The sequence below is a fragment of the Parabacteroides timonensis genome, assembly GCF_900128505.1.
Classification (GTDB): domain Bacteria; phylum Bacteroidota; class Bacteroidia; order Bacteroidales; family Tannerellaceae; genus Parabacteroides; species Parabacteroides timonensis.
The window spans coordinates 3,620,881-3,638,103 of record NZ_LT669941.1 but is presented as its reverse complement, the minus strand read 5'-3'; the positions used below and the strand labels follow the sequence as shown (position 1 = coordinate 3,638,103).

The following is a 17,223-nucleotide window of genomic DNA, read 5'->3' as shown; positions in this document are numbered from 1 at the left end:
TGATTTTATTTGTCCAAATTCTTTTCATGCAACCACCGGGAAAGCAGGTCTGCCACTTGCTCGTTGTTCAAGTCGGAGAAGGGGAAATGGGTGTTGCCGTACAATCCGGCTTCGGGCAAGTGTACGACAGTGGCATCCCCGCCGTGGCGGTTCACGCATTCCGCCCATTGACGTGCCAGAAAGAGGCGTAGCCTCCATGTGTTTTGCTCGTTGTTCTCTACCTGATGGTCGGGAATATTGTCACCGTAGTAAATGACGATGGGCATACGGGTATAGGCCATGAACTCCTCGGTCGTGATGGTCGTCACTTCCGTATTCCCCTCTTTCAACCGTTCGTCCTCGGGCAACTCGCCGGCAGGAAACGGGAAACGTCCGCCCGGTTCATACGACACGAAAGCCCTGATGTTCGATGTCTTCAATGCGGTAGCCCATCCCATCGGCCCTCCCTGCGAATGGGTGACGAATATGCAGCCGCCCACGCTGTCCGCAACGGCAGCAAGGCCGGACGACACCACGTCGAAATCCAACGGTCCCGTGTCCGATGTCATTTGCCTAAAATAGGCATCCAGAACAGCGCGACCCTGCTTGAACTGGACACCCTCGAAATAATCCGGGTAAATACCGAGACGGAAACGGTCGAAACGCATCTGCTCGTCCATGACCGGCGTGGTCTGTGTCGGTAGCGTGCTGCGCCCTGCACGTCCTCTTCTCGGCTGATCCACGAGATAGGTGCCGAATCCCCGGCGCAGGAACATCGTCTGGAATCCCTCGCGTCCGTCGGGTGTGGTTTCCCATGTCTTTCCCGATTGTCCTATACCATGAACGAACACCAGCGGATAACGGTGTGCGTTTACTGGAATCTGATAGAACACGTATGCGTGGTCTCCATGAAAGGTTCTTCCCAAACTGTCTTTCATGACGACACCTCCGGCGGTAAAGCTACCTTGACCGGCAATGGTTAAAGGCTCGAAAACTCTGTTTACTCCATAGTTCTGTGCCATACCTGAAACGCTCCATGCGGAAAGGGCGATGGCAAGCCATCTTTTCCTGAAGCATACATTAAGCTCTCTTTTCATATCCATGTTAATTTTGACTGTTTCGACAGTCATTGATTAGCGTATAAAATTTGTGGAAACTCTCTTTTCTTGCTCCGGATAAAGGATACCGAGTTTTGCCCCGGCTTCTCTGTTTTTCAGCATCCATAGCATGTTACGTCCCAGTGTTCTCATGACTTGCAGGCCTTCCTTGTCCTGCAATACCTCTTCCGGCTCGTTTCCGAATACCATCGGCCAATATTGCGAGGGCACGACAGGCATTCCGCTATAAACGAAATAACGGTTGAACTGGTCCAAAGCAGCAATGCTTCCGGCTCTGCGGCAGCTCGTTACCGAAGCCGCGATTTTTCCTTCAAAATCCTTGTTCACCCTCGAACAATAAAAAAGCCTGTTCATGAAACAAGTCATGGAACCTGGAAGGGCGGAAAAATGTACCGGTGCTCCAAAGACAAAACCGTCATACTCTTGTACCTTATCTAAAAGGTCATTTACCGGATCCCCGACAAAACATCTTCCGCTTTCCCGGCAAGCGCCACATGCGATACATCCGGCAACAGGCTTATTGCCAATCCACAGGTAATCGGTTTTCACGTCATTTTCCTTCAATACGGATTCCACTTCAGCCAATGCCGTATGGGTACAACCCATCCTGTGAGGACTTCCGTTGACCAACAATACTTTCATTTTGCCAATTACATCCTTGTCATCCAACATGTCGAATGCTCTCACACCTCCGACACCTAAGCCTAAACCGACTGCTGCGGATCCCATTCTTTTGATGGCTTCCCGGCGTGTTATCCTCCTATCCATAGTATTTTAGTCACACTGTCCTCTTAGTCCGAACACGATATCCTCGTCGGTCCGGTTGCCATGAATCTCGATTTTGTCCAGCTCGTGTTCTATCTGTGCGAACTCTGCCGGTGAGAGCACAACTTCTGCGGCACGGAGGTTTTCCCGTATGCGTTCCTCCTTGCGCGAGCCCGGGATAGGAGCGATAAAGCCTTTCTTGTGAAGCATCCAAGCCAGCGATATCTGGGCAGGTGTGGCATCTTTCTCCTTTGCAAACCGGCGTAACAGTTCCAACAATGGCTGGTTGGCTGCAATGTTATCCTCTCTGAAGCGGGTAATCGCTCTACGCACGTCGTCCCCCTCGTAACGTGTACCGGCATCTATCTTACCGGACAGAAAGCCGCTTGCCAGCGGGCTGAACGGAACAAAACCGATCCCCAGTTCCTCGCAAACAGGCAAAACGTCTTTCTCCACCGAACGTTCCATGATGGAATATTCGCTCTGTACGGCAGACAAAGGGGTTACGGCATGGGCGCGGCGTATCTCTTCGACGGAAGGCATGGATTGTCCCCATGCCAGTATCTTACCTTCCCGTATCAAATCCCCCATGCAACCGGCCACCTCTTCCGGTGTGACCCGACGGCTGACCCGGTGCTGGTAGTACAGGTCGATATGATCCGTACCCAGCCGTTTCAAGGATGCCTCGCAATGCGCCTTTATTTCAGCAGGAGTGTATTCAATCGGCACCAGTCTGTCTCCCTCTACCCGTGGACCTCCGAATTTCGTGGCGACCACGATGCGGTCGCGGAACGGACGTACCGCTTCGCCTACCAATAGTTCATTGTCACCGGCAGCATACCCTTCGGCCGTGTCGAAAAACGTGCATCCCTGCTCGTAGGCATACCGTATCAGCCTGACGGCTTCCTTTCTTTCGGGTACAGGCCCGTATCCATGACTCATTCCCATGCAGCCATAGCCGATGGCCGACACATCCAAATTTCTGAGTTTTCTGTATTTCATATTTACCAAACGATTGATTTTCTGCCGCAAAATTAGTGGAACGGATAAAGCGCAGGCATATCAATTTCACAGATAGAATGACCAATTTAATGGGTATGGGAACGGGCTGTCGCCGTATCTGTGAAATTGGTAATTGAATAAGTGATTTTGATACAGGTCGTCTCTTTTTTCGTCTCTATTTTTGCACCGTACAAAAATCCTCTCCGGTTATCAAGGTAATTATGGATGAAAGATTTATTTTTGCAACAGAATAAAAGTCAAGCAACTATGAGCGAAATAACAAGAATAGACACCGTACAGCAATATAACGACTACTTCGGTGTCGAGACATTGCATCCGCTGGTGAGCCTCATTGACGGGCGTAAGGCAAAGCCGTTGCGCTTCTGCCATAAGTTATATAATGTATATTCGGTGCTGTTGAAAGATGCCGACTGTGGTAACTTGCGGTATGGCCGCAGCATATACGACTATCAGAAAGGCACCATGCTTTTCCTCGCGCCCGGTCAGGTGATGGGATCGGAGGATGACGGACAGCTCCATCAGCCGGAAGGGTGGGTACTGGCCTTTCATCCCGAGTTCCTGCGTGGGACGCCGCTGGCATCCATCATGAAAAACTACTCCTATTTCTCGTACAATGCCAGCGAGGCGCTGCACTTGTCGGAACAGGAGCGCGAGGTGGTCATCGGTTGCATGAAGGGCATCGAGGAGGAGCTGCGCCATCCTATCGACAAGCATAGCCGAGCATTGATTATCGATACCATCAAGCTGCTGCTCGACCGCTGCATCCGTTTTTACGACCGGCAGTTCATTACACGCGAGAACATGAACAGCGACCTTTTGGCACGCTTCGAGGAACTACTCGGGGATTACTTCAACTCCGAGCAGCCGACTAAGGGAGGCATCCCCACCGTGCAATGGTGCGCCGACAAGCTATGCCTCTCCACCAACTATTTCAGCGACCTTGTGAAAAAGGAGACCGGGATGTCTGCCTTGAAACATATCCAGCAGAAGGCATTGGATGTAGCCAAGGAGCGCATACTCACCACCTCGAAAAGTATCAGCCAGATTTCCGACAGCCTCGGTTTTCCCTATCCGCAGCACTTTACCCGTTGGTTCAAGAAGATGGAAGGATGCACGCCGAACGATTACCGGGCCAATATGATGAATGTGAACTAAAAATCCGAAGATACTTATAAATTATGCAAACTATTACATTGAACAACGGCATCGAGATGCCGCAAGTGGGCTACGGTGTCTATCTCGTCAGCCCCGAAGAGTGCGAACGTTGTGTGCTCGATGCCATCGGCACAGGCTACCGGCTCATCGACACGGCACAGGCCTATTACAACGAAGAAGGTGTTGGCCGGGCAATCGACAAATGCGGCGTGCCGCGCAACGAGCTTTTCATCACCACCAAAGTGTGGGTCAGCAATGCCGGAGAAGAAAAAGCTGCCAAGAGTATTGACGAATCGCTGCGCAAACTGCGTACCGACTACATCGACCTGTTACTTATCCACCAGCCGTTCGCCGATTATTACGGCACATACCGGGCTATGGAAAATGCCGTCAAATCAGGCAAGGTGCGCGCCATCGGAGTGAGCAACTTCTATCCTGACCGGTTCGTGGACTTGGCCGAGAACGTGGAGATAAAGCCCGCCGTGAACCAACTCCGCACCAACGTATTCAGCCAGCAATGGGACATGGAGCAGGAGATCAGTAAATACGGTACGAAAATCATGGCTTGGGCACCCATCGCGCAGGCGAACGAGGAGTTGTTCAGCAATTCGGTGCTGAAAGGGATTGCCGAAAACCACGGCAAGAGCGTAACGCAGGTGGCATTGCGCTATTTGATACAGCGCGGTATCATCGCCATACCCAAATCCACGCACGTCGAGCGTATGCGGCAGAACCTGGACGTGTTCGACTTCGCGCTGACCGATGCCGAGATGCAGTCCATCCGGCCGCTCGACCGACCGCAGGATTTCCAATGGTCGCACCGCAACCCCGAACTGGTGCGTTTTCTTCTGGAATATGATAAGAAGTTTAACCCCAATAATAAATAACGAAATGGAAGAAGTCAGAATAGACATGCGCAAACCCGAAGAGGCCGATCCTGCGGAGAGCCTCCGCAGCATGCAACTGTGTTTCAAGATAAACCACACCATGCCCGGTACGAAGGAGTACGATGCGTTGGTGCGGGAATTGTTTTTGGGTAATATCGGCGAGAACAGCCGCGTGATGCCGCCTGTGACCGTAGTGCGCGGCAACAGCGTGAAGATCGGCAGGAACGTCACCGTGATGAACAACGCCCTCTTCATGGCGGCCGGCGGCATCACCATCGAGGACGACGTGCTGGTAGCCGCCAACGTCCAGATTATCTCTAACAACCACGACCTCCACGACCATGCCGTGCTTACCTGCAAGCCCGTCCGCCTGAAACGCAACTGCTGGATAGGCGCGGGAGCGACCATCCTGCCGGGTATCACTGTGGGCGAGAATGCCGTAGTCGGTGCAGGAGCGGTGGTGACGAAAGACGTGGAGGACAACACGGTGGTAGGCGGTAATCCGGCGAAAGTATTAAAACGTATATAATAAAATTGCAGGTATTGTATTCGTAAATGAAAGAGGCTGTCTCAAAATGAAAAACAGAGATAGTCTTATAATCTATAAGTTACTACATAAAAATCTCCTATTTTTAGTCCTATAATTGAAGTAATTAAGGGCTAAAGCAGGAGATTTTTTATTTCAAAGTTTCAATCTATAAGATTTTTACTTTTGCAATTCTATTTTGAGACAGCCTCTCTTTTATATTTTAATCCCTTTAGGTTGATTTTCATTTTTTAGTTGAAACCCTGGATGTCCAATAATGATATGGTCGGCAATGAAATTCCCCGCTGGACTGCGTTCATTCATTGGACTGCGTGTCTGCGGTACTTCTTCGGTGTGCTGCGGTGGTATGTTCCATACACTTTCCGCAACCGGCTTAACCTTCTGCCCGTCGTTCTCCTTTTCAGTGGTTTCGGGCATAGGTGGTGCAAGTTCCAGCTGAATCTTCCGGTCAAGTGCGGCAAGTTCTGATTTGAGCTGTTTCAGCTCGTCCTCCTTCTTCCATACCTTACCCGCTATCTCCTGCAACTGCGGAACCTCACGCTCCAATACCTCGTTTTTCGCCTTGTACTGGTCGATGGTGGAGGGTATCTTCTCCAGCGCGTTCAGGAAGTTGCGTGCGGCGGCTACCGGGTCAGCCATCGCCAGATGCCCGTTGTTGTAGGTGTACTTGTAGTTCCCCTCCACCACGAAACGGTTGTCGGTAAACTCCAGTCCCTCTTTGAGCGTCCGCTCGCTGACCACTTTGATGGGGAAACCGTAAATCTCTCCGACAGGCTTGTACAGACCTCCCGTCGCGGCGTTCTTGGCTATCTCCTGCAAACGCTTTCCGATAACTTTCTCATCGGTGGAATTGACGCCATCCACCTTGACCGCATTCAGGCGGTTGCCTTCCTTGTCCGTCTTGACGGCGGCAAGGAACTTGTTCCAGTCCTCCGTCATGGCTTCGATGACCGCCGTGTTGTTGCGAAGTTCGCCCGTCTTGGATTCCAGCTTGAACTCCGAATCCCGCCTGCCCTTGTTGAACGACTTGCGCTCCCCTTCGAGCGAGGCTATCTTCTTTTCCAACTTCGCCTTGTCGAGCAGGTCGGTGTTGCCGGAGAGCAATGCCATGTATTCCGAGAAGTTCATGCCCGACTTCTCGTCCATCGCCCCCTCGTCGATGGTACGTGCGCCCAACGCGCCACTTTTAAGCTGTGATATAAAAGTCTGCTTGCAGTGGAGCAGGTTGAACTTGTAGGAATCAAGGGATTTCTCCACCGCATAGATAATCACATCCACCTGATTGTCAGCGTATAGCTTAGCAATCTCGTTGCCTGCCCTGACTCCCCGTCCGTCACGCTGTTGCAGGTCGGACGGGCGCCACGGCGTATCGAGATGATGGATAGCCACACACCGTTTCTGCGCGTTCACACCCGTCCCGAGCATGGAGGTGGAGCCGAACAGTACACGCACCGTCCCGGCGTTCATGGCGTCTATCACCGCCTTGCGTGCCTTGTCGGTCTTGCACTCCTGAATGAAGCGGACTTCGTTTGCCGGTATGCCGTAGTCCTCCGTCAGTTTCCGCTTTATCTCGCTGTACACGTTCCACCCGTCGCCCGGCTGGTACGTACCCAGATCGGAAAACACGAACTGTGTTCCACGGTGCGCCTCGTACTTGTGGTAATATTCCGCTATCATCTTGGCGCAGTGGCTCGCCTTGTTGTCGGGGTGGTCTTCATAGTTCGGATCAATCATCCGCATATCGAGAGCCATCTTCCGGGCGTAGTCGGTAGCGATAAGCATCTTCGCCTTCTCCTCCGTTTCCGAAAGCGGCAGCCTGCCCAATAGGGTAGCATCGCCCGTCTTGGCAAACTCCATCAGTTGCCTGATGAAATACTCCTGGTCGGGCGTGGGCGGGATGTGGTGCAGTATCTCGTTCTTGTGAGGTCTGTCCACGCCCACATCCTCCGCCGTGCGGTAGTCGGTTATCTCGTTGTAGAAGGCGGCAAGCTCCGGCACCTTGATGAAGTATCGGAAACGCTCCTTCTGCACGATGTTGTTCGTCACGTTGAACTCGAAGTCGGTGGTCTTCTTGGCGAAGATTGCAGCCCATGCGTCGAAGCAGCGGATGTCCTGCCGTTCCAGTTCCTTCGGGCGCAGGTACTTGAAAAGCAGGTACAGTTCCGTCAGCGAGTTGCTGATGGTCGTTCCCGAAAGGAATGTAGCCCCCAAGTCCTTGCCCGTCCGCTCCTGTATGGTGCGTATGGCAAAGAGCATGTTCAGGGCTTTCTGGCTTCCTTCCGAGTTTCCCAAGCCTGCCACACGGTCGTGCCGGGTGTTGAAGGTAAGGTTCTTGAACTGGTGGCTCTCGTCAATAAAGATATGGTCGATACCCATCTGCTTGAAGTCCACCACATCGTCCGTGCGCGATTTGATGGCATGTTCCACCTTCTCCAACTTCGCTTCAAGGTTGTGCTTGCGCTTTTCCAGCCCTTTCAGCATCGCCCTCGATACGTTCTTCCCTTGCTGCCGCAGCACTTCGAGGTTTTCCTCCACCGTGTCAAGCTCCTCCTGCAAGATACGCTGCTGCAGCTCCGGAGACTGCGGTATCTTGCCGAACTGGTCGTGCGACATGATGACGCAATCGTAATCGTTGTTCTTGATGTTGTTGAAAAAGCGCACACGGTTGGCGGTGGAGAAGTCCTTTTCCGAAGCATAGAGGATACGTGCATTCGGATATGCTGCTTGATAGGTGGCTGCAATCTCCGCCACGTTCGCTTTCAATCCGATAATCATCGGCTTGTGCGCCAAGTTCAGACGCTTCATCTCATGCGCTGCTATGCACATTATCAGCGTTTTACCGGTTCCAACCTCGTGGTCGCAGATGCCACCGCCGTTCTGTTTCAGCATCCATACGCAATCCTTCTGCGACGGATAGACGCTCTTGATTCCCCGGCTGGCAAGCCCTTTCAGATTGAGGTCTGGAAAAGTCTGGTGGCTGCCGTCATACTTCGGGCGAACGAAGCAGTTGAACTTCCGGTTATACATGGTCGTAAGCCGCTCCTTGAACTGCGGCGACTGCTCTTCCAGCCATTCGGAGAAGCCGTTACGTATCTCGTCAATCTTGGCGTTGGCGAGCTGTATGCCCTCGCTGTCGCGCACCTTGATGTCGTTGCCGTTCTCGTCCTTGCCGATGGACTTCATCATGTCCGGGCAGGTGTTGTGCAGGGCGTGCTTCAACAGGTGCATACCATCATAGTTCCGATAATAGCCCTTCACCAGAAATTCGTCCGTGATTTTCATGGTGCGGTAGCCGCACGCCACCGAGAACTCGTCCATGCTTGCGGAGTAGGCGATTTTCACGTCCGTGTCGAAAAGGCGGCTCATGTAGGCGGCATACACGCCCGTGGGAATCCAGCGTTCCCCGAAGTTGAAATCGAGGTCCTCGAACGGGATTTTCTCCGGCTCTGCATCCTTCAGCGCGTCCAAAGCCTGCTTTACCTCCGGCAACCGCCCGTTTTCGGGATTGCTGTTTATCCACGCCTCGATGCGTTCCGCCTTCTCTATCACGTTTCCGGCGATAAACTTGTCCTTGATCTCGTAACCGGTTACGAGGGGATTGTAGAAGATGCGCCCTTTGAGGGCATCAAGCAATCCTTCCTCCGTGCTGTCGGTTATCTCCCGCATATAATCAAGATTGACCGTGCCGAACTTGTTGAGCGATGCGGAGAGAGCCTCTTCGGGTGTTCCGGCATTGACGGCGGACTCCACCGAGAAGGATACAGGATGGTCGAAGATGTCCGCTTTAACGAACTTCCCATCCTCCGCACGTTCCAGCGAAAGTATGTCGCGTCCCCCGGCATCCATCATCACCAGTTTCACGTTCTGTCTGGCATTGAGGTTGCCGTAGCGCATGACGAACTCATCGTAGCAGGTGTTCAGGTGCTCACGCCACGGGACATTTTCCTCGTGCCTGTTCGACTCGTAACGGTACAGACGCTCGTATGCGTCACGGAGTGATACATACAGCAGTGCCTTTTCTTTCTGATAACCAGTCAGTCCGAGCGGCTGGAATGTCGCGCCATAAGGGGTGATATCCTTCAGATAACCGATGTCACGTGCCCTGCTTGCCACCAGCGAGCCTTCACGCAGGTGCATCTCCGGTGTGCGGTGATAGGGACGTGGCGAGAGGTCGGGAGCTTCCTCCTTCGGCTTTGTCCCGGCTTGTTGCATTTCTTTCTCCGGCATGGCAGGGGAGTCGGCTTTTACGTCTGTTCCGCTCAACCGTTTCTCCTGATGCTGTGCCGCCAGTACCCGAAGTTCCTTTCGCCGCTCCGGTGTCAGATCCATCATCATCTCGTAGAAGCCGTTAATGGGCGGATTGGTTTCCCAGTCTAATGTGGCGTAAATATCGTCAGAGTCACTTTGCTTCCCGATATTCTCCGGCTTTGCTTCCTTATTCCCGTTCACGGGCTTGGCGGTTTCAACAGGTGGGGCAGCCGTAACCTGTGGTTTCGGTCGGGTAGGAACACGCTTTGCCGTACTGCCTTTCTTCACCGTCTTTTTCTTCTTGATGGGTGCTTCTACTGGCATTCCCCAAAGGTCGAGCAGGGTAAGCTGCACGCCTTCCGAATGTTTCATCGGACGGTGTGGCTCAATTTCCGGTTTCAGTGCTGTTTCAGTTTGCGGCTGCACTTCGGGAGTGACTATCGGCGTGGAAACCGTTTCCACTGCCGTACTTTTTCCTTGTGCCGGATGAAGGCTGTGTCTGTCATACAGTTCTTTATTAAAATGATGCAGCTCAATCTTCAGATGTTCCCGCAAGTCCTCCGCCATCTGCTCAATGCCTCCCCGGTGTATAAGTTGAAATGCAGGTTTCCCGTAAGGGTCTGTACCTTTGACTATATCCGTATTAGATAGAGAGCCGATGCTCCATACATACCCGTTTACGGGAGTGCCGATAGAGGTTTGTTCGGTCTGCACAAATAGCTTTTCATTGTAGTATAGTTCCCCGTTCTTGTTGCTATTCTTTTGCAGGATGATCAGGTCGCTGCCCACTTCCGTGCCTGCGTTGTCCGTGAAGAGGTTGTTCGGCAGGCGTGCGACACCTACCAGATTGGCATGGCTCATCATGTACTCGCGTATGGGTGCGTTGGACGGGGCATCCAATACCCCTTGCGAGGTGATGAACGCCACGATGCCGCCTTCGCGCACCGTGTCAAGGCTTTTCAGGAAGAAATAGTTGTGTATCGTCTTTGCTGCCGAACGTCTTGCAGGGTCTTTGCTGCCCGTAAACTCCGGGTCGAATACCGCCACATCGCCGAAGGGGATGTTTGAAACTGCCAAGTCAAAATAGTCCGTGAAAGGTTTCTCTATCTTCTCGAATCCCTGCACCCGCACTTTTTGGTCGGGATGCAGGTGTTTCAGAATCCTGCCCGTCATCAGGTCTTTCTCAAACGCCATGATGTCGGCATCCGGCTTATAGCCCAGCACCGCATCCACGAATGCGCCCACGCCAGCCGACGGTTCAAGCACCCGGTCGGGGCGTATGCCGTGCCCGTGCAGCACGTCGGCAATCGCATCGGTTATCTCCGGCGGCGTGTAGAAGGCGGTCAGTACGGACTGCTTTATCGCGTCCATGTAGCGCTTGTACTCCATTTCGTCACGGCAGTTCTCCCGCACCAGTCTGTGCAGCTCCACCGTAGGGGCAAACAGTTCGAGGTCTGATTTCGCCCAGTGGACGGCATCTGTCAGTTCCTTGGCAGGGTTCAGTATGCACTTCAGCCCTCCGAAGCCGCAGTAACGCTCCAGCAAAAGCCTTTCGCGTGCGGTGGGGGTGCGCTGTTCCCTGTCCAGCAGGAATGCCGTCCGTATCGCCTCGATGTTGTCCCGCAGTTTCTGTTTGCGGTTAAACGCCATACTCGTCAATATAAAGCATGACGGCTCCCGTCAGCTCCGTGCGCAGCAGGTCGTAATCGGGCGACAGGGCGAAGTTGTCGTCCGAGAGGTCGTAAATGGAGAATACCGCATCGACGGGCGGAAGCAGCCTGATAATAAAGGATTCCCGCTTTTCCTCCGGCACATCGTCGGCAAACTCGGTTTCCACGACTTCGCGGAGGATGGCGTACTTGGAATAGTGAAGCCCGCCCAGCAGGGTGTTCATCGCCAGTTCCTGCGCACCCTCGGCAGGATAGCCGTCAAGCCGAGCCCGCTCATACGTTTCGGCGGCGCGGTCGGCACGCTCCCGGATGAAGGCGGCATCGGACGCCTGTTCAAACTTGTTGTTGCGGAGGTAGTCCAGCAGATACAGACCGTAATAGGAAAAGTCGGTCTGACCCTCGTTTTTCTTCTTGTTGTTCATTACTTTGGAATTTAGTGGATTGATAATGTTCGGGATAATCGTCGGAAAGGAGAAAGAAAAGGCACCCGGTATCCCTCCGAGTGCCACCACTAAATCCAAAGTATGAGTGTAATCCGGTATCGAAGAACAATTCATTACTCTGAACCAGTGGCAAAGTTAGCGCAAAAATCCGATTAAGCGAAACAAATGAAAATCATATTTACATTTGTGAGCGTGAGGATTTTATTCAAATCGAAGACAATACGAAATAAACTCGTTTATTTCTATTGTTAAGATGCAGCCTAACTTATCAAAAAATAATATTATTTCTTCCGTCCTGAAAATTTCTTGGTCGTTTTCCTTTCGGGGAACACGAAAGTCGTGTTATACTCCCCGTCAAAAGCGACTATGGCGTCAAAACTATTGCCCTGCTTGCTCTTGAAGCCTTTAAGCAGCTTCGTGTGCCCGTCGGTGAGCAGGTCTTTGATTTCGTCGTCGGAAAGGGTGCGGTTCGCTTTCAGCCGGAACACGGGCAGTCCGCACTCCTCATTGTCGCAGCGTACCACCTTGCCGTAGAACTGCATTCTTCCCGTGCCGCATTTGGGGCACACGCAATCGGAATCCTTGCGGGCGAACAGCTTGTCGCACGAGAGCAGTTCCGAGGTAATCTCCTTCGTGTACGCCTCTATTTCCTTGCGGAAGGTGTCGGCAGGAAGCTCCCCGCGCTCGATGCGTGCCAGCTCCTTTTCCCATTCGCCTGTCATGGCGACATCGGCGATACGCATTGTTTTCACAACCGAATAAAGTGCGAGTCCTTTCTCGGTAGGCACAAGCGATTTCTTGCAGCGCTCCATATAGCCGCGCTTGAATAGCGTTTCGATAATCGCCGCACGGGTGGCGGGCGTGCCGATGCCACAGTCCTTCAATGCCTGACGGAGTGCGTCGTCCTCAATCTCCTTACCCGCCGTTTCCATAGCCGAGAGCAAGGTGGCTTCGGTATGCAACGGCTTGGGTTTGGTCTTTCCCTCCGTGATGGAGCAGCCTTTCAGCATCAGCATGTCGCCTTCCTGCCAGCCGGGGAGGATAATATCCTCTTTCTCTTCCTCGCCATAGACGGCACGCCATCCGGCTTGCCTGATTACACTGCCTTTTACCATGAACTCCACTCCGGCACACTCCGCTGTGACGGTAGTGGTGTCCTTGATACATTTCTCTGAGAAAGCCTCTATCATGCGTCCGGCTATCATCTGATAGACGGTGTTGTCCTCTTTAGAGAGGAACAGTGGCTTCTCGCCCGTGACAAGCAGGGCGTGGTGGTCGGTCACTTTGCCGCCGTCCACGCTGCGGCGTGTCGGTACGGTTCTCGGCTGCACCTTGTCCTTCCATTCGGGCAGGTTACCGATGAAGGCAAGCAGTTTGGGTATTTCGGCGAACACATCTTCGGGGATGTAACGGCTTCCCGTTCTCGGATAGGTGACGAGCTTCTTCTCGTAGAGCTTCTGCGCGATTTCAAGCGTCTGTTCCGCCGTGAAGCCATGCTTGGCGTTGGCTTCCTTCTGGAGCGTGGTCAGGTCGAACAGTAGCGGGGTGTCCTCCGCCTTCTCCCTGCGTTCGGCTTTCGTGACGGTGGCTGTGCCTGCCTCCTTTACCTTATTATATAATGCCGTTGCAGGCTCTTTCTCTTTCCATCTTTCGGAAGAGGAGAATTTCACCGTTCCTTCATTAGTGCCGTCCACGGCGATATGGAGCTGCCAGAAGTCTTCGGGCGTGAAACGGCGGTTTTCCCAGTAGCGTGCGCACACCATTCCCAACGTGGGCGTCTGCACCCGCCCGACGGAGTATGTGCCGTGTCCGGCGGCGATGGTGAGTGCCTGCGTGCCGTTGATGCCCACGAGCCAGTCGGATTCGCTCCGTGCTTTGGCGGCAAGGTAGAGGTTGTCGTACTTGCTGCCCGCTTCGAGGTTCTTCAACCCCTCGCGGATAGCCTTGTCGGTAAGCGAGCTTATCCAGAGGCGCACGAACGGGGTGGAACAACCGGTGTAATGGTAGAGGTAGCGGAAGATAAGCTCTCCCTCGCGCCCGGCATCGGTCGCCACGATAATCTGTTCGCTCCTGTTGAACAGGGTGGCGATAATCTTTATCTGCGCCGTTACGCCGCTGTCGGGCTTGTATCCCTTTTCCGTCTTGGTCTGACGGGGGACGAGCTTGAAGGTTTCGGGGATGACCGGCAGGTTGTCACGGACAAAGCCGTGATTGCCGTAGCCGTCGGGCATGGCAAGCTGGACGAGGTGCCCGAATGCCCATGTCACGGCGTAGCCGCCTCCCTCGAAATAACCTTCCTCTCTCTTTGTCGCGCCCACGATGCGGGCAATCTCACGTGCCACACCGGGCTTCTCTGCAATGATTGTCTTCATGCTGAATTGTTTTTGATGAATTGATACTTTGGATTGTTTGGATTTAGTGGCGGGCTTGGGGATATTACATCTTCATGCCCGTCCTTCTATGTTGATTTTCCTGCTGCCGTTGCTGGTTCTCGTCCTTCGGGGCGGTCTGTCCCATCTGCAACGGTTCTTTCAGGTTCCGGGTCGCCTCGTTGGTCTTTCCCTCGTTGTTCACCGCCACCTGCGTGCGGCTCTCGTTGCTTGGGGCGACCTGCTGCGCATTGTCGGGATTGGTGTCGTAACGGTACGGGCGTCCCTTTTCCGGGTTGAACTTGATGTACATCGTGGCGTGGAAGCCCTGCTTGTCGGTCACGTTCTCCAATCGGATCGCCTTGCCCGCCACATAGTCGGCTTTCTGCCGGTCGGTGAACTCCACGCCGCTCCATTTGCTGATGGGGCGGATGCTGCCGTCGGCGTTTGTCCATGTGTTGCGCCGCTGCTCCTTGTTCGTGCCGGCGGCATTTTCCGTACCTTGCGCCTGCGCTTGTGCTTGCGTGGGATTGTCCTTGGCTTCCTGCGTCTGTGCTGTACGGGGCGACCTGCCTGTGCCCGGCACGAACTCCACGCCGCGCTGTTCCACGTTCACTTGCAGGGTGGTGACGAACTTCCTGCCGTCCTTGCGCTCGATGAGCTTGTCACGCACGGGCAGCCCGGCACGGAGCATGTCCTGTTCTTGCTTGGTGATTTCCGTATTGCCGATGCGTTCCGGTATGCGCACTTTGTTTGCCGGGACATCCGTAATCTCGTTCGTCTTGCGGTCAATACTGATGAACGAGGGGATGATCTCGCCCGTTTCCCTGTCCACGAGGTCCACGACCCTGCCGAGATTGCCCGTCTCGCGGAGGTTCTTGCGGTCCTCGTCGGAGAATTTGTGTTCCTTGTACTCGTCCAGTTTCTGCTCCTTGCGGATGAAGTGCGGCACAAGGCTGACATTGCCTTCCCCGTCCTTCTTGAAGGAGAGGCGGGCATCCAGCTCGAATGCCTCGCCGCCGAAATTGGGCGTGACCTTTACCAGGTCGGACTTGCCGTAGTTGAGCATCTTTTGGAGGTCGCCGGATTTTTCAAGGTCGTCACGCTTCACGCCCCAGCGCTCTTCCAGTTCCTGCCAGTTGATTTTGCTCTCGTCGATGGGCTGGTAGCCCTGTCTGCCCTGCGTCTGCCTTGGGGCTTCCTGATTCTGTTCTTGTTTCTGTTCCATTTCTTCTTGATTTTTAGGTTCTTCCTGATTTTCTTGATTTTCCTGATTGGGTTGTTGTTCTTCTTCTTTTTGTTGTTGCTGTTCTTCCTGCACTTTCTGCTCGTAACCGGAAGTGTCCACCTTGTGGGGTGCGAGCAGTTCCTTGTTGGCTTCAGGATTTTTCAGCAGTTCCTTCATCACTTCCAGCAGTTTGTCGGCTTGGTCTGCCGCCACCCGGTAGAAACCGAAGCGGCTCGGTTCCTTGCACTGGCGGAAGAAGTTCTTGAAGAAGTTGTCCAGCACGTCGCCGTGCCGGTCAAATTGCAGGAAACTCTGCGCGTTCTCCGCCTTGGCGGGAATGCGCTTGGGCGTGCCGTCCGCGTTCAGTCCGGCTACCACGCTGATCTCGCCCGTCTTTTCGTCGCGGACAACCAGCACGTCCTTTTCGTCTTTTTTCTTTGCCATCTGATTAAATTTTAATTGGTTATTTATTGAACATATTGCGGATGCGTGCCTTGTAGAACTCGATGTCGTTCTGTCGGAAGTCCTTCACATGTCTGGAAAGGAAGTCCAGCACGTCCGTTTCGCTGTAATAGGTCTTTTTGCCCAAGGTCTTGTAGGAGAGTGCGCCCTCGCTGCGGTAGCGTTGCAGGGTGCGCTTGCTGATCTGGAGCAGCATGCACAGGTCCTGATTGTCGAAAAGGCGGATGCCTTCGGAGAGGGACGGCGGTTGTTGCCCCTGCGCCTTTATCGCCAGCAGCAGCTCGTCCTGACGGTCAAGGCGGTCAAGGATTTTCTGCATCCAGCCCTCGAAGTTGTTACGGGTAAGCAGTTCCATATCTCATTTCCTCCTTCCTTTGTCGGTTTTCTTGCCACCCGTCCGCAGGGAATAATTATGAAACAGGGCGTCTATTGTTTCTTCCTTGTTCCTGACGGTATTTGTTTCCAGCAATCTTTGCACTTCGGAGAGGCGGTAGCGGCAAGTGCCGCGTACTATCACATATTCTATGCGGTGGTCGTCCCTCATCCGTTGCAGGGTACGGGTACTCACGTTCAGCAGTTCGGCGGCTTGGGCTGTATTGAGCAGACACTCTTTATTTGCCGCTTCCTGCCGCCTCTTTTCTTCCTGTTCTTTGCGGACATATCCGGCTATCTCCGCTATCTGTTCCATCATAGCCTGGTATGCGGAACTTTCAATCGTTATCACTTTCATTACTACTGTTTTTTATCGTTTCTGCGGCAAAGTTCGGCAATAGCCAAAGGCGGCTTTAACAACTCACTACGTGACTCACGTAAGATTTTTATGAAAACGGCTCCGTAACCCGGTCAAATGACGCAACAAGCTGCCAGTCAGACAAAACCGATGGGTGTTTCAGCCCGTACCGTTACCTTTGCGACAAATTCAAAAATCGTTTTGTATATGGAAATAGTATCTATCGAGAAAAAGACCTTCGGGGAAATGATGGCACAAGTGGATGCCTTCGTGGAGAAGGTAGCCGCCTTACAGCGCAAAGGCGATGGAAAGCGGCTTGGGAAATGGCTCACGGGCGAAGAGGTCTGCGGGCAGTTGAGAATCAGCCTGCGCACGTTGCAGAAACTGCGGGACAGGGGCTTTATCGGTTATTCGCAAATCGGCTTCCGTTTTTACTACAAGCCGGAAGATGTAAAAAGGCTTATACCGCTTGTCGGTACAATTTGCCCCACTGACAGATAACCACTAACTTAAAACAGATATGATTATGAACGAAGACAACAATGTTATCACGATGGATTGTGAACCAGTAGCCGCATTGCTGCAAAAGATGCGGAAAG

12 protein-coding genes and 1 pseudogene are annotated in these 17,223 nt (G+C 53.2%); 4 read left to right on the top strand and 9 right to left on the bottom strand.

Translation table 11 applies throughout. The annotated features are described in order from the left end of the window. Nucleotides 1-5: 5 nt before the first annotated feature. The 3 genes from BQ7394_RS22190 to BQ7394_RS22180 form a co-directional block, all read right to left on the bottom strand. Nucleotides 6-1,001, bottom strand: a complete 996-nt coding sequence (locus BQ7394_RS22190) for an alpha/beta hydrolase (protein WP_075560177.1) — start codon at nt 999-1,001, stop codon at nt 6-8. Nucleotides 1,002-1,112: 111 nt separating this feature from the next. Next, nucleotides 1,113-1,865 carry a flavodoxin family protein gene (locus tag BQ7394_RS22185; RefSeq protein ID WP_235848802.1) on the bottom strand — a complete coding sequence of 251 codons (753 nt, stop codon included), beginning with the start codon at nt 1,863-1,865 and terminating at the stop codon, nt 1,113-1,115. Between the two features lie 6 nt (nt 1,866-1,871). After that, entirely contained in the window at nt 1,872-2,864 is a 993-nt protein-coding gene (locus BQ7394_RS22180) for an aldo/keto reductase (RefSeq protein WP_075559399.1), read from the bottom strand. Between the two features lie 267 nt (nt 2,865-3,131). Here BQ7394_RS22180 and BQ7394_RS22175 point away from each other — a divergent pair, with 267 nt between their 5' ends. The 3 genes from BQ7394_RS22175 to BQ7394_RS22165 are packed head-to-tail and all read left to right on the top strand — an operon-like array spanning nt 3,132 to nt 5,456. Further along, nucleotides 3,132-4,040 (top strand): helix-turn-helix domain-containing protein, encoded by a 909-nt coding sequence (locus BQ7394_RS22175; RefSeq protein WP_075560175.1) that lies wholly within the window; start codon nt 3,132-3,134, stop codon nt 4,038-4,040. A 23-nt stretch (nt 4,041-4,063) separates the two neighbouring features. Then, nucleotides 4,064-4,927: an aldo/keto reductase gene (locus BQ7394_RS22170; RefSeq protein ID WP_075559398.1), complete on the top strand. Its 864-nt coding sequence runs from the start codon at nt 4,064-4,066 to the stop codon at nt 4,925-4,927. A 4-nt stretch (nt 4,928-4,931) separates the two neighbouring features. Further along, nucleotides 4,932-5,456 (top strand): acyltransferase, encoded by a 525-nt coding sequence (locus BQ7394_RS22165; protein ID WP_075559397.1) that lies wholly within the window; start codon nt 4,932-4,934, stop codon nt 5,454-5,456. A 405-nt stretch (nt 5,457-5,861) separates the two neighbouring features. On the opposite strand, the pseudogene BQ7394_RS22160 reads toward BQ7394_RS22165, so the two are convergent. The 6 genes and pseudogenes from BQ7394_RS22160 to BQ7394_RS22135 all read right to left on the bottom strand — a co-directional run. Further along, nucleotides 5,862-11,372, bottom strand: a pseudogene (locus BQ7394_RS22160) (N-6 DNA methylase); the annotation flags it as partial. Further along, nucleotides 11,362-11,814, bottom strand: a complete 453-nt coding sequence (locus BQ7394_RS22155) for a DUF1896 family protein (protein WP_075560174.1) — start codon at nt 11,812-11,814, stop codon at nt 11,362-11,364. The gene BQ7394_RS22155 and the pseudogene BQ7394_RS22160, both read right to left, overlap by 11 nt. A gap of 302 nt (nt 11,815-12,116) precedes the next feature. Further along, entirely contained in the window at nt 12,117-14,207 is a 2,091-nt protein-coding gene (locus BQ7394_RS22150) for a type IA DNA topoisomerase (RefSeq protein ID WP_075559395.1), read from the bottom strand. A 64-nt stretch (nt 14,208-14,271) separates the two neighbouring features. Next, nucleotides 14,272-15,876, bottom strand: coding sequence for a DUF3945 domain-containing protein (locus BQ7394_RS22145; protein ID WP_075559394.1), 1,605 nt, complete (start codon nt 15,874-15,876; stop codon nt 14,272-14,274). A gap of 19 nt (nt 15,877-15,895) precedes the next feature. Continuing rightward, a complete protein-coding gene (locus BQ7394_RS22140; protein WP_075559393.1) occupies nt 15,896-16,249 on the bottom strand; it encodes a helix-turn-helix domain-containing protein in 354 nt (117 codons plus the stop codon). Between the two features lie 3 nt (nt 16,250-16,252). Continuing rightward, nucleotides 16,253-16,624, bottom strand: coding sequence for a helix-turn-helix domain-containing protein (locus tag BQ7394_RS22135; RefSeq protein WP_075559392.1), 372 nt, complete (start codon nt 16,622-16,624; stop codon nt 16,253-16,255). Between the two features lie 201 nt (nt 16,625-16,825). On the opposite strand from BQ7394_RS22135, the gene BQ7394_RS22130 reads away from it, so the two are divergent. Continuing rightward, a complete protein-coding gene (locus tag BQ7394_RS22130; RefSeq protein WP_075560173.1) occupies nt 16,826-17,125 on the top strand; it encodes a helix-turn-helix domain-containing protein in 300 nt (99 codons plus the stop codon). Nucleotides 17,126-17,223: the final 98 nt, after the last annotated feature.